This window comes from Dictyobacter vulcani (genome assembly GCF_008974265.1).
Lineage (GTDB): Bacteria > Chloroflexota > Ktedonobacteria > Ktedonobacterales > Ktedonobacteraceae > Dictyobacter > Dictyobacter vulcani.
In genome coordinates this window covers 38,218-62,566 of the sequence record NZ_BKZW01000004.1, presented here as the reverse complement: position 1 = coordinate 62,566, position 24,349 = coordinate 38,218, and the positions used below count along the sequence as shown (strand labels likewise).

The window sequence follows — 24,349 nt, the reverse complement described above, 5'->3', positions numbered from 1 at the left end:
CTTTTCCATGCTAAAATCAGACAATCGTGTTACGCAATACACCGATACCATCAATCTCTAATTCGATCGTTTCCCCACGCTGAAACCAGGGATGGACGCTGGTGCCAAGCTCTAGCAAGCAACCAGTACCAACAGTACCAGACCCAATCAGATCACCAGGCCGCAGCCGCACATTGCGCGAAGCATAGGCAATCAGTTGCGGAAAACTATAGTAGATCTGCTGGAAATTTCCGCGTGATATCTCCTGACCATCCACACGCGCCAGCATCGTCATATCATAGCGCTCGCTCGCGCCATGTCCCGTACGGCGTGAAGCCAGTTCATCCGGCGTCACCAACCAGGGTCCGATTGAGGTCGCGAAATCCTTGCCCTTGCCAGGTCCAAGATTGAGCTGCATGTCCAGGCGCTGAAAATCGCGAGCACTCCAATCATTCATAATAGTATAACCTGCGATATACTCTGCTGCATCCTCTACCGCAATATCCTTACCCGCTTTTCCAATCACACAGGCAATCTCAAGCTCAATATCCAGCTCCTGGCTACCCACGGGATATGGTATGGGCTGATCGGGACCATAGATCTCGCTGGTGTTGGAGAAGTAGAAGGTCGGGATCTCATACCAGGTTGGATTCATCTCGGCTCCGCGCAGGGCACGGGCGGTCTTGACGTGTTGCTCAAAGGCATAGAAATCGCGTAGCGTTGGTGGACTGGGTACGGGAGGCAGCAGCTTCACAGCATCCAGGGCCAGACCCGGTTCAGCGCTCGCCAGGGCCTGACGTGCATTGGTCAGGCCCACTGGATCTTGCAGGAGTTCGAGCAGCGTAGGATACGGCAAAGGGAGCACGCGCTCCCCCCGCACCACACCGGCAGATGTCTGCTCGACCTGAATGGTCACCAGCTTCATCTACAGATTGCCTCGCAGTTCCTGCTCGCGCTCCAGGGCCTCAAAGAGCGCCTTAAAGTTGCCCTCACCAAAGCCACGCGCACCCTTACGCTGGATAACTTCGAAGAAAACCGTCGGACGCGTCACTATCGGCTTGGAGAAAATCTGCAGCAGATAGCCATCCTCATCATGGTCAATCAGGATACACAGCTCGGCCAGTTGTTCGAGATCCTCATCAATCTTACCAACACGATCCAGCACATCATTATAATAGCTCTTCGGTGTCTGCAAGAACTCGACGCCACGCTCTTTCAGATCACGGACCGTCGCGACAATGTCATCGGTAATCAAGGCCAGATGCTGCACGCCGGGCGTGCGATAAAAGTCCAGATATTCTTCGATCTGTGACTTGCGCCGGCCTTCCGCAGGCTCATTGATTGGCAGCTTGATACGTCCACTACCGTTCTGCATCACCTTGGACATCAAGGCCGAATACTCGGTACTGATCTGGCGATCATCGAAATGGATCATCTGGGTGAAGCCCATGATGCGCTCATAGAATGAGACCCACTCGTTCATTTTACCCAGCTCGACATTACCGACCACGTGATCGATACCAGCCAGCCCCGCTGGACGCGCCCGACGCGGCATCGAGCTATCCACCGCCCGGAAACCAGGCAGGAAAGCCCCTTTATAATCCTGGCGCTCCACAAAGGTATGGATCGTCTGGCCATAGGTCTTAATCGAAGCCAGCTTGACCGAGCCATGCTCATCGCTGCGCACCGTCGGAGCCAGCACACCCTCCGCACCCCGGCTTGTTGCCTCTTGATAAGCACGCTCAGCACTCTCAACCCGGAACGCCACATCCTTCACACCATCGCCATGCAGATGCACATGGTCAGCAATTTCTCCCTCAGGACCCATGGCAGAAGTCAGCACAATGCGAATATTGCCCTGCTCCAAGACATAACTCGTGCGATCACGTAATCCTGTCTCCAGGCCAGCATATGCAACGGGCACAAAGCCCCAGGCGTGACTAAAATAATAAGCAGACTGACGGGCATCACCTACATAGAATTCCAGGTGATCAAAATTTTGAATGGGCATAAAATCATACTCGGCCATTGAATCGACTCCTTCTGAGCTGATAAGAGACGTTGCGACACCACTTTGTGTCTGTTATGTTCGATAATCGAACAACGAATCCGATAATAGTTACAATATTAGGTGTACATGATCTGTGATAGAATGTCAAGATCATGCAGGCGCAACACAAGAGGATTGGGGAAAATATGTCAGATCAACCAACAGGAACAGCGCGTGGCGAGACCTCGCAGACGCTGGATCGTGGCTTACGCTTGTTAGAAATCCTGGCCGCTGAGCCTGAGGGGATGACAGCACAGGCACTGGCGAGCAGGCTAGAGATCCATCGTACTGTAAGCTATCGGCTACTCAACACACTGCTTGAGCATCGGCTGGTACAGCGCATGCAGGATGGCCGCTACAAGCTGGGAACGGGGTTGATCGAACTGGCGCGGCGCATTCTGCCCCAGCTACAAAGTGCCGCTGTCCCGGAGTTAAAGCGCCTCGCCGAAGAATTAGGAGCCACCACGCACCTGACGACAGCCAACGGCAACGAAGCCATCGTCCTGACCACCATCGAGCCCAGCCACACCCACATGCACGTCGTCTACCGTCCCGGCTTTCGACACGCCCTCGACCAGGGAGCCTCCGGCATCGCCATCCTGGCCGGAAGACCCGCTCAGGCAACCGAGCGCAACCAGATAGTCCTGGCACGTCAGCGCGGCTATGCCATCAGCCAGAACGAGATCCAGAGCGGAGCCAGCGGACTCGCCGTCCCGCTCATGCTCAACGGCACCCCGCTCGAAGCCAGCATCGGCGTCATCGTCCTGGGCACCATCGACGAAGCCAGAATATCGCCCCGCGTGCTGGCCGCCGCCCGGCGCATTACCGCGCTGCTGTGAAGCAGTATCAGGAAGCAATAATCAGACAAACATCCGCATGACATGCTAGCGTTCACAGGCCAGCAGGCAGGCTTGAATATCTGCGATAGCCTGAGCAGTATTTTGAAAAAGAATGCCATGAATACCAGAAACGCGGGCAGCTATAACATTGGGCTCATAATCATCAAGAAAGATCATCTCGGCTGGCTCTACTTCAAGGCGCGCACAGGTCAAAGCATAGATGCGTGGATCTGGTTTCAGCAAACCTACTTCATGGGAATAAATGATCATATCTGTCATATCCTCAAACCCATAGAGCGCCTGATCCCTCTGACGGGCACCAGTATAACTATTACTGAGCATGGCTGTCTGATAGGCTGGTCGCAAGCTAGCAAAGAAAGCCATCAGTTCGGTATTGGGATGCCCAGATAATCCTTCCAGAAATCCTCCGTAAACGCATTGGCCTGAGCATCATCCATGCCTGTTGCCTCACACAAATTCTGATGCAGCACCGACGCTGGTATATCCTCCAGCGCACCAGCACCCCACGCCTGCATCACTCGCACGCTAAACTCACCCGCAGGCAGAGCCAGACGCTCTTCCCACTTCTCCATCATACCGGTATCAGGAGTATGCTCCAGTACGCCACCAATATCAAAAACAATTGCTTTAATCGCCATCCTTGCAAAACCTTTCATAAACTTCCGGCTACTATATCCTCTATGGATATATCCATAGAGGATATAGTAGCCGGAAAACAAGCTATTTGTCAAGCTGTACGCACATCTCTCCATAATAAGAGGGATGGATGAAGTGTGGCGCCAGGTTTAAAGCTCAGAGTCGTGCTGTGTACTCGGTTGATAAGACATGACGACTACTCCGGATGGATTGGTGGTGGTGTTGACCAGTTTCAACTTTACTTTGTCTTTGATGTCTTGAAAGAGAGGCTTGCCACTACCTAAAATAACGGGATGAACTAAAAGCTGATATTCATCAATCAAGCCAAGGTTAGTGAGCTTCTGGACCAGGCTGGCACTACCATAAATGATGATATCGCGTCCCGGCTCCTGTTTCAGCCGCTCGATGTCCGCTGGAATAACTTCTCTGAGCAATTGCGAGTTGTTCCAATCCGCACTTTCAAGCGTCCTGGAAAACACTATTTTCTGCATGGCATTTAATAGGCGAGCATAGGCTTTCTCTTCCTCCGGGCGGTCGGACTATCAGGAACATGGGGCCAGGCGCCAGCAAAACTCTGATAGGTCACGCGTCCGAGTAAGAGCGTATCAGCCGAGCTGACAAAATTATGTTCATACACACCCATGGCCTCATCGTAGAGTTCCCCAATCCAATCCATTTCTCCGTTTGGACCAGCAATAAAGCCATCAAGGCTAACCCACATCGTAGTAATAATTTTTCGCATGCGCTTCTCCCCTTGTAATTTTTAAGATAGAACCATTATGACGTATCTCAGCTATTTTCTTGTTCCAAAACACTGAGACACAACCGGAAATCCTGCCAGGAAATCCGCTGGTGACGACAATCTCACGCTCAAGCTGCCGCTGGCTCTCCTTTAAAGCAGTGTAACGTTTCTGAGCGGGAATACGTATCCTCATGTAGAGGTATTATTATGCCTATTTTCTGTGATACATATTTCTGCACATTCTCTATAAAAACCACACAAGAATAGAAAAGGAAATCTGCATGGCAACACGAACGCGTGATAGTATCTGGCGCGTGAAACCAATGGATCTAATATTAAAAAAAAGTGATGATAAATCCGAAGGTTCGCTCAAGCGGACATTGGGACCACTGAGTATCACTGCAATGGGCGTTGGAGCCATTGTTGGTACGGGTATCTTTGTACTGACGGGTGTCGCGGCCGCCAAATATGCAGGCCCTGGACTCATCCTCTCTTTCATCCTGGCCGGTATCGCCAGCGGTCTGGCGGCTATCTGCTATGCTGAATTTGCCAGCTCGGTGCCTATTGCTGGTAGCGCCTATACCTATTCGTATGCCACGCTGGGCGAAATGATCGCCTGGATCATCGGCTGGGACTTAATTCTGGAATACGCGGTCGGAGCGGCGGCGGTCAGTATTGGTTGGGCCGGCTACTTTACGGATATGCTCAAGAGCACGTTCGGTTTTACGCTACCGCATGCATTAACCGCCTCACCTTTTTCGGGCGGCATCCTCAATCTTCCTGCCGTCGTAGTTATTCTGGTGATTACCGCCCTGCTGGTGTTGGGAACCTCGGAAAGCACCAAATTCAACAATATCATGGTTGCCATCAAGCTGGCCGTCATCATCTTCTTCATCGCTGTCGGCGCCTTCCATGTCAATCCGCTAACTGGCATCCATTCCTGCCATTCGGACCAGGCGGCGTTTTCAGCGGAGCCAGCATCATCTTCTTCGCCTACATTGGTTTCGACCAGGTTTCCACCTCGGCCGAGGAGGCACGCAATCCAGGAAAAGACCTGCCCCTGGGCATCTTCCTCAGCCTGATCGTTTGTACCGTACTCTACATTCTCGTAACCGGCGTGTTGACCGGTATGGTCTCCTATACAAAGCTCGATGTACCATCGCCAGTCTCGCATGCGCTGATCCTGTCAGGACTCAACGCCGCCGGATCCATCATCTCAATTGGTGCACTCTGCGGACTGACCACCGTCCTGCTGGTCCTGCTCTATGGGCAGAGCCGCATCTTCTTCTCGATGTCACGCGACGGGCTACTGCCAGCATTCTTTGCCCGCATCCATCCTCGCTTCAAGACACCTTACCTTTCCAGCATCCTGATTGGTATTGTGGTAGCCATTGTTGCGGGTGTGACTCCGATCGATATCGTGGCGGAACTCACCAATATCGGCACCCTGACCGCGTTTGTGCTGGTCTCGGCCGCCGTGTTGATTCTGAGGCGCACGCAGCCCGACCTGCGCCGTGCCTTCCGTGTCCCATTTGTACCAGTGTTGCCTATTCTCTCAATGATAGCCTCACTGATCCTGATTATCAGCCTGCCGATGATCACCATCATCCGCTTCTTCGTCTGGCTAGCCATCGGTCTGGTCGTCTACTTTTTGTATAGCAGACGTGCCAGCAAACTGGAACACGAAACGCCCACCGTCTCATAGCACCAATACTCGCGCCCGATTTTATGTCAATGCATAATAATCGGGCGCACGCCTCCCCGTATATTCCCTCGTACCGGCAGCGCTGGCCGCCAATACTTTTCGTTTAACGAGTTTTGTGGCGGCGAAAGACGTTGTGGAGAAAAGCAGCGAATCATACGTGGAGAGGGCGCCACACGCGGAGGTCGGCATGCGGCGTTCTCGTGGAGCGAGGTGCGCAACGAGCATCGCATGCCTGTGGCGCCTACACCGATACGGATCCTGTTTCGTGATCCTTTGCGCACTGGTACGAGGATTCACGCGCTCTTCCACCACCTTGCTGCGCGATCTGGCCACGGCCACAGCACCCACGATCCCTGTAGGCGCCACAGCACTGCGCGTCGTTCGAGCACGCTGGCCTGCGCAAACGCAGCAGTGCGGCCTCCGCGTGTGGCGCCCTCTCGACGTACACCTTGCTTGCTGGTCACGTCGAACCCTCTCTCAACGTAGCGCTAAACGAAAAGTATTGGCGACCAGCGCTGCCGGTACGACGCGATTTGTTCGGACGCCAGGAGGTTGCAGCGACCAGCGCTGCCGGGACTTTTTGAAATTTTGGCAGGGAATTTTCCTGCGGGTATTTCCCAGACGTGATATAGTATTTGTGGTAAATATATGTGGTAAAGAATAAGCATACTCAATACTGCAGGAGAGCCAGTGTCCCCTACAGGCGGCTCGATCAGTTCTGCGATTGAGTAATATGCTCTGATAAAACAATCGTGGTTGGCTTATGCTGATACGATTGTAAAGCATGATATATTTCTGCCGTATTTGCATGCGCGCTGAACCGCTTTACGGCGGATCTTCGTGTAAAAATGTAGATATGCGCACTAAAGAAAGGAACATCTTACAATGGAACTTGGAATGATTGGAATTGGCCGCATGGGTGCCAATATGGCCCAGAGACTGCTGCGTGCCGGACACAAGGTTGTCGGGTATGCTCGTACAGCTTCGACCGTCGAGCAGCGTGTTAAAGAGGGTGCGATCAGCAGCGGCGCAACTTCGCTGGAAGACGTCGTCAAACAACTCAGCACTCCCCGCATTCTCTGGCTGATGGTTCCAGCCGCTTCAGTCGATGACACCATCGCCCAGTTGCTGCCACACCTGTCAGAAGGCGACATCCTCGTTGATGGAGGAAATTCCAATTATCAGGATGATATCCGCCGTGCAGCCGAACTTGAGAAGCACAAAATCCACTATGTTGACTGCGGAACCAGCGGCGGCGTCTGGGGCCTGGAGCGTGGCTACTGCCAGATGATCGGTGGCGAAGACGAAGTCGTGAAATATCTCGACCCCATCTTCAAAGTCCTGGCACCGGGCGTTGGCGAGATCAGCCGCACCCCTGGCCGTCCAGCTAACAAGGGCACAGCTGAGGAAGGCTACCTGCATTGTGGCCCTCATGGTGCCGGTCACTTCGTTAAAATGGTCCACAACGGTATCGAGTATGGTGTCATGGCCGCTTATGCTGAGGGATTGAACATCCTGTATCATGCCAACATCGGTAAAAACACCCATATGGTCGACGCCGAGACCGCTCCTGTACAGAGTCCAGAGCACTATCAGTACGACATGGACCTGCCAGAGATCAGCGAGCTGTGGCGCCGTGGTAGCGTAATCAGCTCCTGGCTGCTCGACCTGACCGCACAATCCTTCCAGGAGAACCCAACCCTCTCCAACTTCTCCGGTCGCGTCGCTGACTCCGGTGAGGGTCGCTGGACCATCAAGGCCGCCATCGACGAAGGCGTTCCTGCCCACGTCCTGAGCGCTGCCCTCTACGACCGCTTCGAGTCCCGCAACCAGGCCGAATTCGCCAACAAAGTTCTGTCGGCCATGCGCTTCCAGTTCGGTGGACACCACGAGCGATAAGCTTTCGATCCCCCACCGCAACGACACCAGGCCTCTTCTCAGTGAAGAGGCCTGTTTTTTTTTGTTTGCCACATATCACAAGCAGCCCACCGGCATAATCTCAATGCCAGCGGTCTGGAGCCAATCAGGCGTCGCGGGTCTTCCATTGGGTCTGGACGGTCTGGGCGAGCAGATCAGCGGCGGCATTGATTTCCCTGGCGGTCGTCCAGCGGCCCAGGGTGAGGCGGAGGGCACTGAGGGCGCGTTCACGGGATTGGCCCATGGCACTGAGGACGGCGGATGGATCGGTTTTGCCTTCGTGGCAGGCTGAGCCGGTGGAGCTGGCAATACCGGGTGTGGCGGCCAGCACTTCTTCGCCCAGGATGCCATCAATGCTGACATTGAGGGTATTGGGCAGGCGGTCGTTCGGGTGTCCATTGAGATGAACAGCATGGGACAGGCGTTGCTCAAGCTTCTGCTGCAACTGATCGCGCAACTTTTGCAGGCGCGGCTGACTGGTCGCCAGTTGTTCACTGGCCAGGACACAGGCCGCTCCCAGCGCCACCATAAAGGCCACATTCTCGGTCCCGGCACGCAGGCCATGTTCTTGTCCACCACCATACAGCAGCGGCTCCACCTGCAATCCACGGCGCATATAGAGCGCACCGATACCTTTGGGCGCATAGACTTTATGGCCGGCCAGCGTCAGGAAATCCACGCCCAGGGTCTGGACATCGGTCGAAATCTTGCCCACTGCCTGCGAGGCATCGGTATGCAACAGGATACGATGGCGTCGCGCCAGATCAGCCAGTTCAGCGATCGGCTGGATGGTACCAGTCTCGTTGTTGGCATACATGATCGAGATCAACGTCGTCTGCTCCTCGATGGCCGCCGCGACCTCGGCAGGATCAATACGCCCATATTTATCCACGGGCAGATAAGTCACGCGAAAGCCATGCAGCCGTGTCAGGGACTTACAGACATTCAGAACGGCCGGATGCTCGCTGACCTGGGTAATGATATGATTGCCATGGAAGCGATTAGCAAGGGCCGCGCCACGGAGCGCCAGGGCATTACTTTCAGTGCCCGAGCCGGTAAAAATGATCTCATCCTGCGCGCATCCCAGCAAGGACGCCACCTGCTCACGGGCCGTAGCCATCGCGGCACGCGTCTTCTCAGCATAGGCATGGGAACTGGACGGATTGCCAAAGTAGGTCGTCAGGTACGGCAACATCGCATCCACCACCGCGGGATCTACAGGCGTGGTGGCATTATAGTCAAGATAGATCGGGCCGTCTTGTAAACCAGGATGAGCCATGATATAAGTCCCTTCCAACTAACAACAATACGGTGGAGATATTTCCTCTACTACTAGCATAACGCGCCTGTATAGAGCACGAAATTGCACAACAAAAAGCTCCTACAACACATGTGCAGGAGCTTTTTTGCTGGCATCAAAGCCGAGTTATTTGCTCAGTTCAGGAAACTTGGCTGCCAGTTCGCGAGCACCAGGCTCAACCAGTACAGAGCCATCAGGAAAAATGATGGTCGGAACCGAGCTGGCACCATTATTCACTTTGCGGACATACTCGGCTGCCTGCTCATTTTCCTCAATATTGATATAATCGTAGGCAATGCCGTGTGAGTCGAACCAGCGCCTGGCATTGCGGCAATCGCCACACCAGGTGGTTGCATACATAGTGATTTTTTGTTGTGTGTTTGGAGTCTCATTTATCGCTTCTGACACCAATTTTCTCCTTCGAATATTATCAGAATAAGCTCTTAAAAAGCAATCGTGAACGCCGCTCACTCGCGGCTAGCTGCGCTCACACGATTGAACAGCATAAGCTAGTAGATAGAGTGGAAATTGCTTATCTGAATATTTATAACACAGCAGATAAAGCACTTATTCCCAGAGATTATTTCTCTAACTGCGAGCTTCTAACACAGCAGATAAGGCACTTATTCCCAGAGATTATTTCTCTAACGGCGAGCTTCTTCGACGCTGGCGGCGGTGGGCTTATTGATGCGCTCCAGCATCTTATCCAGGAAGCGTTTGCCACCGGTCGCGATCAACGAAGGATTACGGGCCAGGATACCCATGACCAGGCTGGCGTTAAAGTCACCACGCAGAGCCTGGGCCGCCTGCGCAGGAGTCAGGCGCTTCAAGAGATCCAACGAGCTATCCCACTGGGCATCGCTATAGGCCGCGATACGCTTATTGATCATATAGGAGATATCCATATCGCGGGCAAAACGCGAGCGCCAGCGCTGATCAAAACGCGACAGATAGGCGGCCGAGGTATCACCGGCCTTGACTGCGTCCGCGGCCGTCTCACCAGCCATCTGGCCCGAATAGATCGCGAAACGGATTCCTTCACCGACCAGCGTCGATCCATGGCCACCGGAATCACCAGCCAGCAACAGTCCGTCGCGTGAAAAGCTCGGGAGCGCGCCCTCGGACGGGAACAGGCCAGTATGATATTCCAGCGGACTCGCACCCTTGAAGCGCGTGGCCAGCTGTGGAATGTCCTGCATAATGCGATCCAGATACACGCGAGCATCCTCATTACTATCCGGATGAATCACCCCGACACCCAGACGCACGCGACCATTGCCACGAGGGAACGCCCAGGCATAGCCCTGCGGCGCAAAGGCACTGCCCATAATCAGAAATAACTCATCCTGAGGATAGTTAGGAGCGTACAGATCGTACTCAGCGCCAAAACCATAGCGATGAAACGCGCCACCCATATCTGCCCGCACCCCGATATGACGCGAGAAGCCAGAGGCATCAATAGTCACATCCGCATTGATCGTCAGGCGCTCACTCACATGGTTCTTGGCCGTCACACCGATCATCCGGCCCTGTTCTTGTATGGCCTGCTCAACCGTATGGCGCACCCGCAACTCAGCGCCAGCCGCCACCGCACGGGCTGCCAGATGCTGATAGAGACCACGGATATCAACCACACAAGCCACCGCGGGATTATAGTGGAAAGGCACCTCGCGATGTGGAGTCAAGAAATAGACCGTTTTCACGGGATGATACAGATGCTCAGGGATGCCCAGGGTCTGCATATCTTTGACCCAGCTTCCCCCACTGGTATGGATAGGGTAACCAATTTCATTCTGACGCTCTAAAACCAGTGTGCGCACGCCCCGCTTTGCAGCCGCCTCAGCTGCCGCCAAACCAGCAGGTCCGCCGCCCACCACAAGCACATTATAATCGTCTGACATGGAAGTCCTTCTTTAGGAGAATGATGCATAATATATAGAACTACAGCAAAGATTACCCACACATTTCAGGTAATCAGAGAAGGTTCGTTCTCGCACTTATCGAGCTAAGTATAGTCGAACTGCACCATACTGTCTAGTTCCGACAGACTAAATCACCATAGACACCTCGCGCCTGCGGCGCTCGCTTTATTTATATGGTTGGAGGTGTGGTGCGGCTGCGGCCGCACCACACCTCCAACCATATAAACATCATTTTGGGATATCTCACGTGTTTCATGGCTTGTCCACGATTATGCCTCGGGCCGCTTCACACCCCCAACCATATGAATATCATTTGGGGACATCGCATGTAGGTTCGTGGCTTGTCCACGATTATGCCTCGGGCCGCTTCACACCCCCAACCATATGAATATCATTTGGGGACATCGCATGTAGGTTCGTGGCTTGTCCCACGATTATGCCTCGGGCCGCTTCACACCCCCAACCATATGAATATCATTTGGGGACATCGCATGTAGGTTCGTGGCTTGTCCACGATTATGCCTCGACCCGCTCCACACCCCCAACCATATAGAGGTCATTTGGGGATATCGTGAGAAAGGGGGTTGGTGCCATCCCAGGTGCCGTAGGAGGCGAGGGGGAGGAAGCGAGCGAAGAGTTCTTCGCGGTACCAGTGTTCCTGGCGCGTGCGACGGATGACGTGGTTGTGGGGAGTGTCGGATCCGTAGGCGAAGGCTTTGATGTCGGGGAGGGAGGACCAGAGGCTGAGCGTGGCCTGGTAGATCAAGGGGGCCTCACCAACGCCAACGGAGTTGATCAGGGCCGGTTGGTTGAGGAGTTCGTCAGCCACGGCCGGGACAGCCCCGAGGAATGATCTGATTTTTGTTGGATAAATAGTGGCGCGAGTCAGAATAATCCAGGGTCCTGCTTGCGGTACCGGAACTGGCATGAAGGCTTGCAAGGGATCACGCCCACCCCACTGTCCATGCCAGCGTACAGGAGCATATGCACGGTCCATGATTCTTCGGAGCGCTGGTGGATGCGTTGCATGAGCCTGGAATGGGCCTCGAAGCGTCTCAGATCGGCCAGCGAACGCCAGACGGTAAAGAGGGCTGAGCGCTGCAGGTCCGCATGGGGATCAAACACACGGCCCTGTCCCACACCAAGCAAGCGCCAGAAGGTTAAGCCTTCAGTATGCATGAGTGGCCAGCGGTCAAGTCCCAGGTGGGCCAGAAACGCTGCCACGGTAGTGGCGCGGATAGCGAGACAAGGTAAAAGCCACGACTGGCTGCTGGTCATCAATGTGCATATTTTAACCTCGATTTGCGGGCCGGTCAATGGAGCGTGAAGGCGCTATTTTATTGACGTGAGCACCATATTTATGCTATAATTAGAACAAGATTTCAAGAGTTTTACCAGAAAATTTCAGGCTCCCTCGTAGATAGATATCCTCGTATTTTCTCCATTTTTGCTGGTCCGAAAAAGAATAGATATATAGATAAGACACCACATCAAGGAAAAGGGGAGCAACGTAAACATGAGTATTATGCAAATTACCCAGACCGTACAGATCATGCCAGCGATCATGCCAAAGCGTAGCAAAAAAAAACGCTCAACCTGCGTTGCCCGGCATGGAGAACGAGCCAGCACAGCCAGCACAGATTACCAATCGCCAGATCGCTGAAGTGCTCTCAAATATCGCCGATATGATAGCCGGCCAGAATGGCAATGTCTACCGTATCCAGGCCTACCGCAACGCCGCCCGTGGCATCCTGGATCTACAGGAGCCAGCGGCCAGCATTATCGAGCGCGGCGAAACCTTGCAGCTTCCTGGCCTGGGCGAACGGTTGCGTGGGCGCATCACCGAACTAATCAAGGTCGGGAGCATGACCATCAACAATGGCTTCTATATGGACACTCTACCCCAGGGTGTGCGTGTCTTGATGACGATAGAACACATCGGACCCTATACCGCGATTCGCCTGCACGAGGAACTCGGTATCGATAGCATTGAGAAGCTGTGGATGGCCGCGAACCAGCATGAGATTCGCAAACTGCCAGGCTTTGGTGTTCGCAGCGAGGCCCGCCTCAAAGCCGCGGCCGAACAACTGCTCCCAAAGAGCCAGCTCGCCAACCACATCAGACCTCTGGGTGCCGCATAGTCGCGCCCAGACTAGTGTGCAACCAGATCAATGAAGCGTTGCTCCAGCTCGTAGGTGTGGGTTCCTGCTTTGCCGTCTCCAATAATATGTTCGTTGATCTGGACCACCGGTGTAATTTCCTTAGAGGATGAGGTGATAAAGGCCTCGTCGATCTCTGGGAGCTCGCTGAGTAAATATGGGACGCTCTTCAATGGCGAAGCGTCCCTGCGCCAGTTCTAACACCCACATTACGGGTGACGCCAATCAGCACCTCTGCGCGCGGCGTCACCAGCGTATCCCCCCGGAAGACAAAGAAGTTGCTACGTGTCCCCTCCAGGACATGTCCCTGCTCATTGACGAACAGTTGCATCGCTCGCATGCTGCCGGGCCGCTTCTTTGAGCGCGCGAATCGCCGAGATATAATTTGCGGTCTTGGCCTCCGGTGTAGAGCGGGTCAGTTGGGTCTGATCACTTGTGCAAACCCTGAGCGAAAACGCTGTCCATGTTCGCTCTCGGGCCAGCGGGAGTTTTCACTGATTACTTTCGCCGCTAGATCATCACCCTATTACAGCCCACTCTTACTTTCTGCTCTTAAGTAGTAACACCCCAATTGTCCTCGCTCACTACCACTCCGATGACCAGCAGGAAACGTACTGACCACCGCGGTGTCATAGAGGAAAATTAAACGTGCTCGAATAATCTCTTCAATTAACTGCTTCTTATATGAAAGCGCCGCAGATAATACTGTCAGATCGCAAGGCAGCTACGATCAAGTTCAGCAGAACGATAGAGGCGGCGCACATGCTCATCCAGATGAAACGGACGACGATGATAGGTGCGTAAGACTCAAACACGCTATAGCCACGCAGGACCGCCACATCATTAATCGAAATGTTCGCCTCCTGCGGATGCACCCAGCGACCATTAACATACCACCAGGCATTTGTATCCATTCCAGCCATTTCCTTCCTGGCTCTACACTAAAGCTAGACAAGCTCATTCTGGGGATACTGCTCCCGCAGCCAATCCACAAACGCATCCGGCACCGCCATCGTCGACAGGCGGCTCTGGCGCACCAGGTTCCAATCATCAAATAAATGGCACTCTTTAATTGTCCGCAGCGTCACCGGTTGCGCGAAAACGGCGCACAAAGGCCATATCCACCACCCAGCTCTTAGGAGTATGCTCAATCTGGTCGCGGCTCAGAAGTCACACGGGCCAGACCCATCAATGCCGCCGTGCCCATACTATGATAGATCAAACACCAGATCCCCCGGTCGCATAGCCCGAATCGCCTGCAACGCCTGAGCGCTACGCACCCCATCCCATACCGTCTCTTTATCCTGAGCAAACTGCTCAATAGAATATGTCTCTGGATCAGTTTTTGCTAAAAAATACGCCATAAAAACCCCGTTCTAAGAAGATGGCCTCATCATAGCAAACAAAGCTATCCCGGCACAATAGGCTAAATGCCAGAGCGTATTTTCATGGATTTGCATAGAGATGACACAGATTCAAGCAAATTGATGCTATTTTATCTAACCTAAAAACGTCTGGCTACGTATACTAAGTGTAGTTAAAAACAACTACTTAAAATACTATATGCACGTCTATCAATGATCAGTCCCTGATTGGCAATGATAGATGCTAAAACAAATTCACAAACGCCATTTGAAATTTCTATTGTAGCGTTATGTTTAGTCACATAAATAAGGAGAAAACATCTTATGACACAGACAGATCCAAATACAGACCAGAAATCAGTTTATGGTGTAGAAGAGTTGCAGGTTGTCGGCGAGCAGTTACTGGCCAAAGTCAAAGAGCTGGTCCATGAGGGCAATGTCCGCCGCATCATCATCAAGCAGGATGGCCGCTCGCTCATCGAGTTTCCACTGACAATTGGTGTGGCCAGCATCGCCATCGCACCAGTCTGGGCCGCCGTGGGTGTCCTGGGTGCCCTGCTCGGCCAGTGCTCGATCGAAGTCGTGCGCACCGATAGCCCGGTCAGCGAGGCTGCGAAAGACGTAGCCCATAGCGTCGAAGAAATCAAACTGGATGGTGGCGCAACCCTCTAAGGATAACGCCGCATCTCAGCGCAATACCGATACATGTGCCAGCCTGGAAGCTACTTCCAGGCTGGCCTTATTTTTGACGTCCTTACGGCAAGAAAAACTGATCTGAGCTCATGCCATATAATATATGGCTGATAAGAAGCAGTATAATAAACTGTTTGTACAGCGAAAGGATAGTGAGTATCATGGCCGTTGCCACACTTGAAGAGCTCGCCGCCTATGCGGCTATGCCGATACAGATCGAGAAAGCCATCGCCGGACTGAGCGAGGAACAATTACACTATACGCCCGCAGAGGGCGAGTGGAGCATCCATGATGTGCTGATCCACCTGGCCGATAGCGAAGCCGTTGGCTACTGGCGACTGCGCAAAACCCTGGCCGAGCGCGATACCGTACTGGCCATTTATGATGAAGACGCCTGGAGCAAATCCCTCTACTATCGCCAGCAAAACAGCACCCTGGCCCTGCGCCTCTTCTCAGATCTACGCGCCAGTAGCGCCGCCCTGCTCAAGCTCCTGCCACCCGAAGCCTGGGAACTCAGCAGCATCCACGCCGAGCGCGGCAGACTCACCATCTACGACATCTTCCGCACCTATGTCGAACACGGCGAGATCCACCTGCAACAGATCAAGCGCCTCCTGTAATCTTTGCCAGCGCCTACTTGCAATCATTGAATGAAAGGAAAGGAATCACAATCAAGATGGCTGAAATGCACGCCGAGAAAATCCCCTGGTCACAACCTGACTGGGTAGGGACAACACATGCCTGGATATTGGAACAGCTTGCGCACAAAGACTATGTGGTCACAGGCGCAGTTGAACACATAAAGTCCAGCCTCTGGTCCTATGTGGCCAGGGTTGCGACCAACAAAGGCATGCGATGCTCTTTGAGCCCCTCGCTCCACCATCACGCCGCATGCCGGCCTCGCGTGTAGCGCCCTCTCCACGTACACGACGCTCCTTAATAGCGTTAGGATTATTCCCTAAACGAACCGTATTGGATTGGTTTGATCCCTGGTGGTGATGTATGTTCGGCCCTGGCGGTCGATTTGTACCCGTTATGCTATCATCGCTTGAACATGAGCAAGCGGTGATATGGTGAGCGATGCGTTATCGTGGGGGTCAAGCAATCGACCCAAAGGGTCGAACCTACCGTTTTTCTTTCTCTTGATCATTTGAACCTGTTTTGCTTCATTATTCCGATACTATTGGAGCCAGGCCATGCTTCACCGAAACGTATTGGCGACCAGCGCTGCCGGTACCACACATCATTGCCATTTCCATCTTTAAGTGAAAAGTATTAGCCTTAACGGCTGCCGCTACAACGCGATGGGGAGGGTGAACCAGAAGGTTGAGCCGTGGCCGGGGGTGCTGTCGACACCAACCTGGCCACCTTGCCGCTCGATGATGCTGCGGCAAATGTGCAGGCCGAGTCCCAGGCCCACACCGGAGCCGCTTTTCACGTCAATGCCAGGAGCACGATAGAAGCGTTGCCAGATCTGCTCTTGCTGTTCAGGAGTGAGTCCTGGCCCTCCGTCCGTTACCTCTACCCGCGCCATCGCGCCGGTTTGGGTCACGCATATTGTGACCGGTCGGCTGGCCTCTGAATATTTGAGCGCATTCGAAAGGTAATTGTTGACGACCTGGCCGATGCGTTCGGCATCCGCACACACCGGAATTTCCGAAGGCATGCTTTCAAAGTGGAAGAGACGCGTCGGCACCAGATTGCGCTGGTCTTCAACGACGTCTCGCACTAACTTAGCCAGATCTACAGACACCGGAGAGAGTTCCAGCCGATTGGCGTGAATGCGGGAAACATCAAGCAGATCGTTGATCAACCGGTTCTGCACTTTGAGCTGGCGTTCCGCCCGATCAAGCAGTTGGGTGAGAAGTTGTGCTCCCTTACTATCGGGAATATTCAAATGGACAAGCTGGCGTTTAGCCAGCTGGAGGTTTCCCTGCATACTCGTCAATGGAGTCTTGAGTTCATGGCTGGTCATGCCGAGAAAATCATCCATCTGCTGCATAACCTCCTGTGTCGCCCACACGTGCATCCATGCTTCCTCGCGACCAAGCTGCAAGCGTTCGCGTTCAATCAGCAAGGCTGCGAGTTTGGCGATAGCAAGTGCCAGCGCCCGTTCCTCACGTGTATAGGTTACGTGCTCATCATGGGGATAGAGGGTAAGCAGTCCCACCAGTTCAGTTCCCAGATGCATAGGTACGAGGATCGCTGTGTGAAGAGAGGCATGGGGTTGACGTTCATGATAGGCTTCCTGACTCACATTGAGGGTGATCACCTCACCCACGCGCAACTGTTCAATGAGGTTAGCCTTCTCAAAGCGACTAGAAAGGGGCTGCCCATGCACGCACTCTGTGATTGTCTGCTTAATGGACCCATCAAAACCACGCATGATAAGCGTATCAATGATATCGCTGGCCGGAAGCAGCTTGATCATGACCGCGCCTTCACAGGCAAGCACCTGACAAATCGCGTCAAGCACACGACGTGCCACCTCTGCATAGGATGGTGGACTCTGCTCATGGTCGTCAGACTGCTCATCACGCATGACCAATACCTCGGCAACAGTAAGCAAGCCATCCAGAGCCCGTTGGAGACGACGCTCTTGCTGCTGGCGCTCAGTAATATCCAGGATAAAGCAGACCCATTGCAATGGCTGCGTTTGTACCACTGCGGCCCCCGTTAGAACCGCGACTCGCTCACCATTACGGCGCACATATTCCTTCTCAAAAGGAGTACAGGTACCACGTTCACGCAATTCCTGCAAGCAATGCTCATCGCGGGAAAGATATTCTGCTGGAGTCAGCGCCTGCCAATCGATCTTGCCGGCCTGAAAATCCTCGTGGGTATAGCCAATCAGCTGCAGAAATGCATCATTCGCTTCGACGAGCCCATTAACATCGGCAATGATCACGCTGATCACATTGGAATCGATCAGTCGTCGAGCTCGCGCTTCACTCTGGAGCAAGGCTGCTTGCGTCTGTTTGAGATCGGTTATGTCATGAGCGATCAAGAGCACAGAGATAATGTCATCCTGAGCATTTCGTTCAGGGGTCAAATGCACCTGATACCAGCGCAGTCCCGTTGGAGAGAGATAGGAAAATTCCAGACTACTGGATACGCCTGTAGAAAGGACCTGCTTCAGCGCGGCATTCCATAATGTCAGCTGTTCCTTCGGGAAAGCCAACTCTTCAGCGGTTTTGCCGATGATTTCAGCGGGAAGCATTCCAGTCGCGGCAGTAATCGCTGGATTTATGTACATATGGCGAAGGGAACGGTCAAGGCGCACGATAATATCAGGGGCATTATCTGTTAGCCTCTTAAGCGCCTGCCGTTCTCGCTGCAATGCTTCCTCTACACGCTTACGCTCATCGATATCTTCAACCACAGAGATAAAATAGAGCGGATTGCCATCCTGATCGCGCACGAGCGAGACAGTCAAATTAATCCAGACCAGCGAGCCATTGGCACGAATATAACGCTTCTCCATCGCATAGGTTGAACGCTCACCAGACAGTAATTGCTCAACGTAGGCCAGATCAGTCTTCAAATCAGCTGGATAGGTAATAGCCTGGAAGGTGAGCAGCAGCAGTTCAGAGCGAGTATAGCCCACGATGTCACAAAGCTTTTGATTGACCTGCAAAAAATTCCCATCAAGACTCGCATGAGCCATACCCACTGCAGCCTGCTCAAAGGTCGCTTGAAAGCGTTTTTCGCTCTGCAACATTTCGACCTGGAGCAAAGTAAGTATGTGGTGCTCATCATGCGTGCCAGGATCAGGCATTGTAGTCATCCAGGTGCCCTCCTCTCTTCCCCGCTTTCCTGCTGCCATCCGAACCAAAACATTGGTCAACATGGGTGGCACCTGACATGTGCCACAGTCCTGATTGTTTCACGCCTTGCTCATGATTGATCTGATCTTCACACAAATGGGTGGCATCCTCACAGAAGCAGTTTAACACATTAATTGTTCAGTTTGAAGAGATATCAAATAAGGCATTATCGACGCTCGTCGTCCATGTTTATTAGTAGAGGCCTACACAAAAAAGTGAGCCTCCCCAGGTGTAATCATCAACTATCCTATCACTACCCGGAACGCACATCAAGCACAGCGATTGCCAGCACATACCCGTACCGGCAGCGCTGCCGGTACGACGGAATAGGGTTCGGTTGGGAGCTATTCCCTGGAAGCGTGGGGCTTCCAGGGAATGGTTGGTTGATTACAATTTGATGGCGGTGATGGCGCGTCCGGGGACGGTTTGTTCGCCTTTATGGGTGCGCAGGAAGGTTTTGATGTCGGCGGCCCGCTGGATGATGGCCTGATCGTTTTTACCGCTGTTGGCGATGAGCATGAGGGTGTCTTCTTCCTGCACCAGCAGGGTCTGGATGACACGATCAGCTTCGGCGAGATCGGTACTGGGGGCACCACCAGTGGCACGGGCTTTCAGAACAAATTGGCTGACCGGCACCTTCTTGGTCCAGCCGCCTTCGGTAAGAACGAGCAGGCTGGTGATGCTGAAGATATCCTGGTCGGCCTCGATGGCAGGTTCGCTATCGAGATAGCAGGCGCTGATAACCTCGCCCCCTTTGTTGAGGGAGATGGCGGCCACGCCCTGGCCACCACGGCCCTGGCTGCGCAGTTGCTCATCACTGAAACGCAGGGTCAGCGCGGTATCGGTGGTGACAAAATATTCGCCGCGACCATAGGAGATCAAGGCCGTCGCCACACTATCTCCCTCGGAAAGCTTCATGTCCTGGATACCATCCACATCGGCCGCTTTATATTCGCTGAGTGGCGACTTTTTCACTTTACCATAGCTACTAAAGATCACCAGGTAGCGATCCTCATCATAGGCATCCACGGGCAGAACCGTCACTACCTCTTCCCCGGTTTCCAGTTGGAGCAGTTCACGCAGCGACTCGCCTTTGTTTGAACGCGTCGTGACCGGAATACGGTGGGTAGCAATCTGGCAGACGCGGCCACTGGAACAGATACAGAGCAGATAATCCTGGGTCGTGGTTGGCAGCAACTGGCGCAGCTGCTCGTCACCACGGACAGGCGTATAGGGGGTAGAGCCATTTTTGCCCCGTGGCTTGTAGGTCTCGATTGGTAGCGCCTTGAGGGTCTGATTGCGTGTAAAACCAATCAGCAGAGGCTCGCGTTGATGCAAACTTTCAACTTTTTCAATTGGAGTCAGCACGTTGTTCTCAGCATCGATCACGGTTCGACGCTCATCGCCAAACTGTTTGATCAGTTGTTGCATCTCTTTTTTCAGGGCCGCGATCAGGACCTTGCGGTCTCCAAGCAAATGCTCCAGTTCCTGAATGCGCAACACAAGTTCTTCTTTTTCTCTGGCATATTTGCTGGCATCCATACGTGTCACCTGAGCCAGGGTCATCGAGGCAATGACATCGGATTGGATTGTGGTGAGTTGATAGCGCTCCTCGATCTGTTTGCGGGCCGTAGCGCGATCCTCGGCCTGCTGGAATATTCTGACGATCTCTTCGGCATTCGCGGAACCGATCACCAGACCTTCCACCACATGCAGGCGTTCCTGAGCCTTGCGCAAATCATATTGCGCACGGCGCGTCATCACATCGATCTGATGCTCATTCCAGTAGTTGAGCAGTTCCAGCACGCCGACCTGCTTGGGCTGGCGCCCGGGCAGCATTGGCTCACCAAAGAGGAAAACCATCTGGAAGGATTGCGCAATCTGCAGATCAGTGTCCTTGAAAAGCTGCATCAAGGTCTGGGCTGCATCGGCATCCTTACGCAACTCAAGCACGATACGCGTGCCTTTTTCGGTATCGCTCTCATCGCGCATCTCGGGCATCAATCCCTCAAGTTTACGCGCATTGATGGCTTTCACGATCGAGGCTTTGACTTTATCGCGACCGATCGGTGGAATCTGTGTCACGACCAGCGAGCGGCTACGTGGCGTCTCTTCCAGGCGCACATCAGCACGCACGATGATCCGACCTTTACCGTTCGTAAAATAATCTTTGATGCCATCAATACCGACGATCCGGCCACCCTGTGGAAAATCCGGACCCTGGATATAGCCCATGATCTGCTCAACACTCATCTCTGGTCGATCAAGCAGCGCAATACAGGCACGCATCACCTCACCCAGGTTATGGGGAGGAATATTGGTTGAGAGACCGACCGCGATACCGCTGGAGGCATTGACGATCGGCGGAATACGACCCGGCAAATAATCCGGCTCCAGCACCCGGGGATCCTGCTTATAGGTGGGGTGCAGCGGCACGGTTTCCTTCTCAATATCCGCCATCAGGGCCTCGGCAACCGGGGACAGGCGCATCTCGGTATAGCGATACGCGGCCGGATCATCCCCATCCTCACTACCCATATTACCCTGACCTTCGATCAGTGGATAGCGCAGGGTAAAGGGCTGAGACATACGCGCCGCCGCATCATAGACCGAGGTATCGCCATGGGGATGGTAATTACCCAGAATCAGGCCAACGACCTCAGCACTTTTGACGGTTGGGCGCGACGAAAGATACCGCGCATTGAGCATGCCAGCCAGGATACGCCGCTGCACGGGTTTAAGACCATCGCGAGCATCAGGAAGGGCACGGTCAGTCACCACCGAGAGTCCGTAGGTCGCAAAAGCCTGCGACATAATCACGGAAAAATCCTCGCGAATAATGCCAGTTCCTGAAGAATCTGTTTCTGTCGTGTTACGAGCCATCTCTTATACGTCCAGTTCCTTAATTTTGCGGGAATGTTCAGCCAGGAATGTGCGTCTCCGCTCCGCATTTTTGTCTTCCATCAGTTCCGCGACCAGTTTGGCGGCCAGAATGCCATCTTCCATGGTGACGCGCTTGAGCATGCGGCGCGCAGGATCCATGGTGGTGTCGCGCAACTCTTTGGGATTCATTTCTCCCAGACCTTTAAAGCGCTTGAACTCAAGGTTCTGCGCATCGGGATGCACACGCACAAATTGAAGCCGGGCATCATCATCCAGCAGCCAGTGTACTTTATTTTTATATTTCACCGAGTAGAGCGGCGGACAGGCAATATAAATATGTCCAAGCTCGATCAGATCGCTGAATTCCTGATGGAATAGGGTCAGCAGCAGACACTGGATGTGCAGACCATCAACGTCAGCGTCGGTCGCGATAATGACGCGATTAAATTTGAGGCCACTGATATCGAAAAAGTCACGCGTCCCGGTGCCAAGCACGTTGATGATGGTACGAATCTCTTCATTCTCAACGATACTCTTCAGATCAGCCTTGGCTACGTTGAGCGGCTTACCCTTCAGCTTCAGGATCGCCTGGAACTCTGAGAAACGTCCCTGACCGGCACTACCACCGGCCGAGTCACCCTCTACGATAAAGAGTTCGGCACGCGAAGGATCATTGGTATTGCAGCGCAAAAACTTCTTCGACAGCGTTGTATCGATCAGCTCGCCACTTTTCTTGGTACCAGCGCGGGCCAGTTCCTCAACCAGTTGCGCCTCATTGCGGGCCTTCTGCATCTGCTGGATGCGCTTCAGCCATTCCTTGCCGATACCGACATTCGACTCAAACCAATCCTTGAGTCCCTCATCCACCACCGAGCGCACCATACCTTCAACCGGCGCATTATTCAAGCGATCTTTGGTCTGACCCTGGAATTGAGGATTGGTCAACTTGACCGAGATCACCACATTCAAGCCCTGCTGAATCACCTCAGGCCGGAAGCCGTCGCGCTCACGATTACGGATAATATTCCATTTCAAGGCGTAGTCGTTGATAACCTTGGTTAAAGCCGCCTTGAAACCAGTCTCATGCACACCGCCATCGCGAGTACGGACCGCGTTCGCATAGCTATACATCGAGATTTTGTAGCCTGTTGTCGGCTGTAGCGCTACCTCGATACGCACCTCATCACGATCTTTGGTGATACTGAGCACGTTTTTGAATAGCGGCGTACTGGTGCTGGTAGCCAGGTCGCGCACATAGTCAGGGAGACCATCGCGCGAATAAAAGACATGTTCAACCTGCTCGTTCGTCGCATCGTCCCAGGCATTAAGATGGAACGTCACGCCACGATTCAGGTAGGTCGCCGCCTTCAGACGGCTCTCCAGTGACTCCAGCGAATAATAGACATCGGGATCAAAGATGGTGCTGTCGTAGAGCCAGCGCATCTGCGTACCATGCAACTTCGGATCACAGGCAGTGATCTCGTGCGGCTGCGCCACACCCTGACTGAACGTCTGATAAAACTGCTGACCATCCTTCCAGATCGTCAACTCCAACTGCTCTGATAGCGCATTAATGACCGTAGAACCCACACCATGCAAGCCACCAGCCGTCTTATACGCGCCCTCAGCAAACTTACCACCAGAGTGAGGGACCGTCAAAATAACCGTTGCCGCTGGTAAATACTCGCCCTGATAGAGCATCGGATCAAACGGCATACCGCGCCCCTCATCCCGAACCGTCACCCAACCCGCTTGATCAATTTGCACCCAAATATTTTTACCATAACCCGCCACCGCCTCGTCTACGGCATTATCCAATGCCTCCCAGATCAGATGAATCAGACCAGAGATAGACGTGGAGCCAATATACATTCCCGGGCGATGTCGAATGGCAGCAATCCCTTCAAGAACCTGGATATCTGCCGACGAATACGTGGTGGCACTCTTCTTTGTGCGTGTCGCTTGTTTCACTTCTAATTTATTTGAAATCATATCTTCAGCTTGTTCACCTGTTCTCCGCGTAGCAAAGAGAGAAAGTTGCTCATGCGTAGCATCCGACTCAGCTTGCACGGGAGGGAGTGCATTGGGGGAACGAAACATCTACCCTTATACCTCTCTTCAGAATGCTTTGATTGCTTATTCAGCATACAGCCTTCATTCCTGAAAGTCAAGATACGATTAGACCAAAAGTTCTAACGGCTAATAAAATTGCTTTTTTCGATAGAGTCTATTCTGGTTTATTCCTGATCCCAAAAATGAAAGCGGAAATTATAACGATGCGAATAATGGTGCAATGAGCAACCTGCCTGACA

Annotated in this window: 27 protein-coding genes and 1 pseudogene; 9 read left to right on the top strand and 19 right to left on the bottom strand. The window is 53.3% G+C overall.

The window, feature by feature from the left end; translation table 11 throughout:
* Positions 1-16: 16 nt before the first annotated feature.
* Positions 17-904, bottom strand: a complete 888-nt coding sequence (locus KDW_RS27570) for a fumarylacetoacetate hydrolase family protein (RefSeq protein WP_151759141.1) — start codon at positions 902-904, stop codon at positions 17-19.
* On the bottom strand, positions 905-2,008 hold the full coding sequence (hppD, locus tag KDW_RS27565) for a 4-hydroxyphenylpyruvate dioxygenase (RefSeq protein ID WP_151759140.1): 1,104 nt from the start codon (positions 2,006-2,008) through the stop codon (positions 905-907).
* A gap of 167 nt (positions 2,009-2,175) precedes the next feature.
* Here hppD and KDW_RS27560 point away from each other — a divergent pair, with 167 nt between their 5' ends.
* Positions 2,176-2,868 (top strand): IclR family transcriptional regulator, encoded by a 693-nt coding sequence (locus KDW_RS27560; protein ID WP_151759139.1) that lies wholly within the window; start codon positions 2,176-2,178, stop codon positions 2,866-2,868.
* Positions 2,869-2,913: 45 nt separating this feature from the next.
* Here the strand turns inward: KDW_RS27560 and KDW_RS27555 are convergent, their stop codons facing one another.
* The 4 genes from KDW_RS27555 to KDW_RS35385 form a co-directional block, all read right to left on the bottom strand.
* Complete coding sequence (locus tag KDW_RS27555; protein ID WP_151759138.1) at positions 2,914-3,252, bottom strand: HAD-IA family hydrolase; 339 nt, start codon at positions 3,250-3,252, stop codon at positions 2,914-2,916.
* Complete coding sequence (locus KDW_RS27550; protein WP_151759137.1) at positions 3,252-3,527, bottom strand: hypothetical protein; 276 nt, start codon at positions 3,525-3,527, stop codon at positions 3,252-3,254. The genes KDW_RS27555 and KDW_RS27550 overlap by 1 nt, the downstream gene beginning before the upstream one ends.
* A gap of 147 nt (positions 3,528-3,674) precedes the next feature.
* Positions 3,675-4,004: a dihydrofolate reductase family protein gene (locus KDW_RS35390; RefSeq protein ID WP_269822539.1), complete on the bottom strand. Its 330-nt coding sequence runs from the start codon at positions 4,002-4,004 to the stop codon at positions 3,675-3,677.
* Positions 4,005-4,021: 17 nt separating this feature from the next.
* A complete protein-coding gene (locus KDW_RS35385; protein WP_269822538.1) occupies positions 4,022-4,267 on the bottom strand; it encodes a dihydrofolate reductase family protein in 246 nt (81 codons plus the stop codon).
* 281 nt (positions 4,268-4,548) lie between these two features.
* Between KDW_RS35385 and KDW_RS27540 the strand changes: the two are divergent.
* From KDW_RS27540 to gnd, 3 genes and pseudogenes are all read left to right on the top strand, one after another.
* Positions 4,549-5,972: pseudogene (locus KDW_RS27540) on the top strand (amino acid permease).
* 265 nt (positions 5,973-6,237) lie between these two features.
* A complete protein-coding gene (locus tag KDW_RS27530) occupies positions 6,238-6,636 on the top strand; it encodes a hypothetical protein (protein WP_151759135.1) in 399 nt (132 codons plus the stop codon).
* Between the two features lie 221 nt (positions 6,637-6,857).
* Positions 6,858-7,871, top strand: a complete 1,014-nt coding sequence (gene gnd, locus KDW_RS27525) for a phosphogluconate dehydrogenase (NAD(+)-dependent, decarboxylating) (protein ID WP_151759134.1) — start codon at positions 6,858-6,860, stop codon at positions 7,869-7,871.
* A gap of 124 nt (positions 7,872-7,995) precedes the next feature.
* On the opposite strand, the gene KDW_RS27520 is transcribed toward gnd, so the two are convergent.
* The 5 genes from KDW_RS27520 to KDW_RS27500 form a co-directional block, all read right to left on the bottom strand.
* Entirely contained in the window at positions 7,996-9,168 is a 1,173-nt protein-coding gene (locus KDW_RS27520) for a cysteine desulfurase family protein (RefSeq protein WP_151759133.1), read from the bottom strand.
* A gap of 147 nt (positions 9,169-9,315) precedes the next feature.
* On the bottom strand, positions 9,316-9,597 hold the full coding sequence (locus KDW_RS27515; protein WP_233097939.1) for a mycoredoxin: 282 nt from the start codon (positions 9,595-9,597) through the stop codon (positions 9,316-9,318).
* A gap of 236 nt (positions 9,598-9,833) precedes the next feature.
* Positions 9,834-11,090: an NAD(P)/FAD-dependent oxidoreductase gene (locus tag KDW_RS27510; protein WP_151759132.1), complete on the bottom strand. Its 1,257-nt coding sequence runs from the start codon at positions 11,088-11,090 to the stop codon at positions 9,834-9,836.
* Positions 11,091-11,667: 577 nt separating this feature from the next.
* Positions 11,668-12,108, bottom strand: a complete 441-nt coding sequence (locus KDW_RS27505) for a hypothetical protein (RefSeq protein ID WP_151759131.1) — start codon at positions 12,106-12,108, stop codon at positions 11,668-11,670.
* Positions 11,997-12,392: a hypothetical protein gene (locus KDW_RS27500; protein WP_162005663.1), complete on the bottom strand. Its 396-nt coding sequence runs from the start codon at positions 12,390-12,392 to the stop codon at positions 11,997-11,999. Before KDW_RS27500 ends, KDW_RS27505 begins: the two co-directional genes overlap by 112 nt.
* A 235-nt stretch (positions 12,393-12,627) precedes the next feature.
* Here KDW_RS27500 and KDW_RS32025 point away from each other — a divergent pair, with 235 nt between their 5' ends.
* Positions 12,628-12,774: a hypothetical protein gene (locus KDW_RS32025; RefSeq protein WP_162005662.1), complete on the top strand. Its 147-nt coding sequence runs from the start codon at positions 12,628-12,630 to the stop codon at positions 12,772-12,774.
* Positions 12,722-13,252: a helix-hairpin-helix domain-containing protein gene (locus KDW_RS27495; protein WP_151759129.1), complete on the top strand. Its 531-nt coding sequence runs from the start codon at positions 12,722-12,724 to the stop codon at positions 13,250-13,252. The genes KDW_RS32025 and KDW_RS27495 overlap by 53 nt, the downstream gene beginning before the upstream one ends.
* 11 nt (positions 13,253-13,263) lie before the next feature.
* Here the strand turns inward: KDW_RS27495 and KDW_RS27490 are convergent, their stop codons facing one another.
* From KDW_RS27490 to KDW_RS33250, 5 genes are all read right to left on the bottom strand, one after another.
* Positions 13,264-13,443, bottom strand: a complete 180-nt coding sequence (locus KDW_RS27490) for a hypothetical protein (RefSeq protein ID WP_151759128.1) — start codon at positions 13,441-13,443, stop codon at positions 13,264-13,266.
* Positions 13,440-13,610 carry an aminotransferase class IV gene (locus KDW_RS27485; protein WP_151759127.1) on the bottom strand — a complete coding sequence of 57 codons (171 nt, stop codon included), beginning with the start codon at positions 13,608-13,610 and terminating at the stop codon, positions 13,440-13,442. Before KDW_RS27485 ends, KDW_RS27490 begins: the two co-directional genes overlap by 4 nt.
* 340 nt (positions 13,611-13,950) lie before the next feature.
* A complete protein-coding gene (locus KDW_RS27480) occupies positions 13,951-14,184 on the bottom strand; it encodes a hypothetical protein (RefSeq protein ID WP_151759126.1) in 234 nt (77 codons plus the stop codon).
* 33 nt (positions 14,185-14,217) lie between these two features.
* On the bottom strand, positions 14,218-14,382 hold the full coding sequence (locus tag KDW_RS33255; RefSeq protein WP_269822537.1) for an EVE domain-containing protein: 165 nt from the start codon (positions 14,380-14,382) through the stop codon (positions 14,218-14,220).
* 96 nt (positions 14,383-14,478) lie between these two features.
* Entirely contained in the window at positions 14,479-14,634 is a 156-nt protein-coding gene (locus tag KDW_RS33250; RefSeq protein WP_198925607.1) for an EVE domain-containing protein, read from the bottom strand.
* 324 nt (positions 14,635-14,958) lie between these two features.
* Between KDW_RS33250 and KDW_RS27470 the strand changes: the two genes are divergently transcribed.
* The 3 genes from KDW_RS27470 (at position 14,959) to KDW_RS27460 (ending at position 16,237) form a co-directional block, all read left to right on the top strand.
* Positions 14,959-15,306, top strand: coding sequence for a DUF4342 domain-containing protein (locus KDW_RS27470; protein WP_151759125.1), 348 nt, complete (start codon positions 14,959-14,961; stop codon positions 15,304-15,306).
* A gap of 182 nt (positions 15,307-15,488) precedes the next feature.
* On the top strand, positions 15,489-15,947 hold the full coding sequence (locus KDW_RS27465; RefSeq protein ID WP_162005661.1) for a DinB family protein: 459 nt from the start codon (positions 15,489-15,491) through the stop codon (positions 15,945-15,947).
* Between the two features lie 56 nt (positions 15,948-16,003).
* Positions 16,004-16,237 (top strand): hypothetical protein, encoded by a 234-nt coding sequence (locus KDW_RS27460; RefSeq protein ID WP_151759123.1) that lies wholly within the window; start codon positions 16,004-16,006, stop codon positions 16,235-16,237.
* Between the two features lie 384 nt (positions 16,238-16,621).
* Here the strand turns inward: KDW_RS27460 and KDW_RS27455 are convergent, their stop codons facing one another.
* The 3 genes from KDW_RS27455 to KDW_RS27445 form a co-directional block, all read right to left on the bottom strand.
* Complete coding sequence (locus tag KDW_RS27455) at positions 16,622-19,114, bottom strand: PAS domain S-box protein (protein ID WP_170296576.1); 2,493 nt, start codon at positions 19,112-19,114, stop codon at positions 16,622-16,624.
* Positions 19,115-19,541: 427 nt separating this feature from the next.
* Complete coding sequence (locus KDW_RS27450) at positions 19,542-22,037, bottom strand: DNA gyrase/topoisomerase IV subunit A (protein WP_151759121.1); 2,496 nt, start codon at positions 22,035-22,037, stop codon at positions 19,542-19,544.
* A 3-nt stretch (positions 22,038-22,040) separates the two neighbouring features.
* Complete coding sequence (locus KDW_RS27445; RefSeq protein WP_233097938.1) at positions 22,041-24,137, bottom strand: DNA gyrase/topoisomerase IV subunit B; 2,097 nt, start codon at positions 24,135-24,137, stop codon at positions 22,041-22,043.
* Positions 24,138-24,349: the final 212 nt, after the last annotated feature.

What these genes read in the sequence shown, in the direction of transcription:
- KDW_RS27570 (WP_151759141.1), bottom strand. Translation starts at nt 904, where the DNA reads ATGAAGCTGGTGACCATTCAGGTCGAGCAGACATCTGCCGGTGTGGTG.
- hppD (WP_151759140.1), bottom strand. Translation starts at nt 2,008, where the DNA reads ATGGCCGAGTATGATTTTATGCCCATTCAAAATTTTGATCACCTGGAA.
- KDW_RS27560 (WP_151759139.1), top strand. Translation starts at nt 2,176, where the DNA reads ATGTCAGATCAACCAACAGGAACAGCGCGTGGCGAGACCTCGCAGACG.
- KDW_RS27555 (WP_151759138.1), bottom strand. Translation starts at nt 3,252, where the DNA reads ATGGCTTTCTTTGCTAGCTTGCGACCAGCCTATCAGACAGCCATGCTC.
- KDW_RS27550 (WP_151759137.1), bottom strand. Translation starts at nt 3,527, where the DNA reads ATGGCGATTAAAGCAATTGTTTTTGATATTGGTGGCGTACTGGAGCAT.
- KDW_RS35385 (WP_269822538.1), bottom strand. Translation starts at nt 4,267, where the DNA reads ATGCGAAAAATTATTACTACGATGTGGGTTAGCCTTGATGGCTTTATT.
- gnd (WP_151759134.1), top strand. Translation starts at nt 6,858, where the DNA reads ATGGAACTTGGAATGATTGGAATTGGCCGCATGGGTGCCAATATGGCC.
- KDW_RS27520 (WP_151759133.1), bottom strand. Translation starts at nt 9,168, where the DNA reads ATGGCTCATCCTGGTTTACAAGACGGCCCGATCTATCTTGACTATAAT.
- KDW_RS27510 (WP_151759132.1), bottom strand. Translation starts at nt 11,090, where the DNA reads ATGTCAGACGATTATAATGTGCTTGTGGTGGGCGGCGGACCTGCTGGT.
- KDW_RS27505 (WP_151759131.1), bottom strand. Translation starts at nt 12,108, where the DNA reads ATGGACCGTGCATATGCTCCTGTACGCTGGCATGGACAGTGGGGTGGG.
- KDW_RS32025 (WP_162005662.1), top strand. Translation starts at nt 12,628, where the DNA reads ATGAGTATTATGCAAATTACCCAGACCGTACAGATCATGCCAGCGATC.
- KDW_RS27495 (WP_151759129.1), top strand. Translation starts at nt 12,722, where the DNA reads ATGGAGAACGAGCCAGCACAGCCAGCACAGATTACCAATCGCCAGATC.
- KDW_RS27485 (WP_151759127.1), bottom strand. Translation starts at nt 13,610, where the DNA reads ATGCGAGCGATGCAACTGTTCGTCAATGAGCAGGGACATGTCCTGGAG.
- KDW_RS27480 (WP_151759126.1), bottom strand. Translation starts at nt 14,184, where the DNA reads ATGGATACAAATGCCTGGTGGTATGTTAATGGTCGCTGGGTGCATCCG.
- KDW_RS33250 (WP_198925607.1), bottom strand. Translation starts at nt 14,634, where the DNA reads ATGGCGTATTTTTTAGCAAAAACTGATCCAGAGACATATTCTATTGAG.
- KDW_RS27470 (WP_151759125.1), top strand. Translation starts at nt 14,959, where the DNA reads ATGACACAGACAGATCCAAATACAGACCAGAAATCAGTTTATGGTGTA.
- KDW_RS27465 (WP_162005661.1), top strand. Translation starts at nt 15,489, where the DNA reads ATGGCCGTTGCCACACTTGAAGAGCTCGCCGCCTATGCGGCTATGCCG.
- KDW_RS27460 (WP_151759123.1), top strand. Translation starts at nt 16,004, where the DNA reads ATGGCTGAAATGCACGCCGAGAAAATCCCCTGGTCACAACCTGACTGG.
- KDW_RS27455 (WP_170296576.1), bottom strand. Translation starts at nt 19,114, where the DNA reads ATGACTACAATGCCTGATCCTGGCACGCATGATGAGCACCACATACTT.
- KDW_RS27450 (WP_151759121.1), bottom strand. Translation starts at nt 22,037, where the DNA reads ATGGCTCGTAACACGACAGAAACAGATTCTTCAGGAACTGGCATTATT.
- KDW_RS27445 (WP_233097938.1), bottom strand. Translation starts at nt 24,137, where the DNA reads ATGTTTCGTTCCCCCAATGCACTCCCTCCCGTGCAAGCTGAGTCGGAT.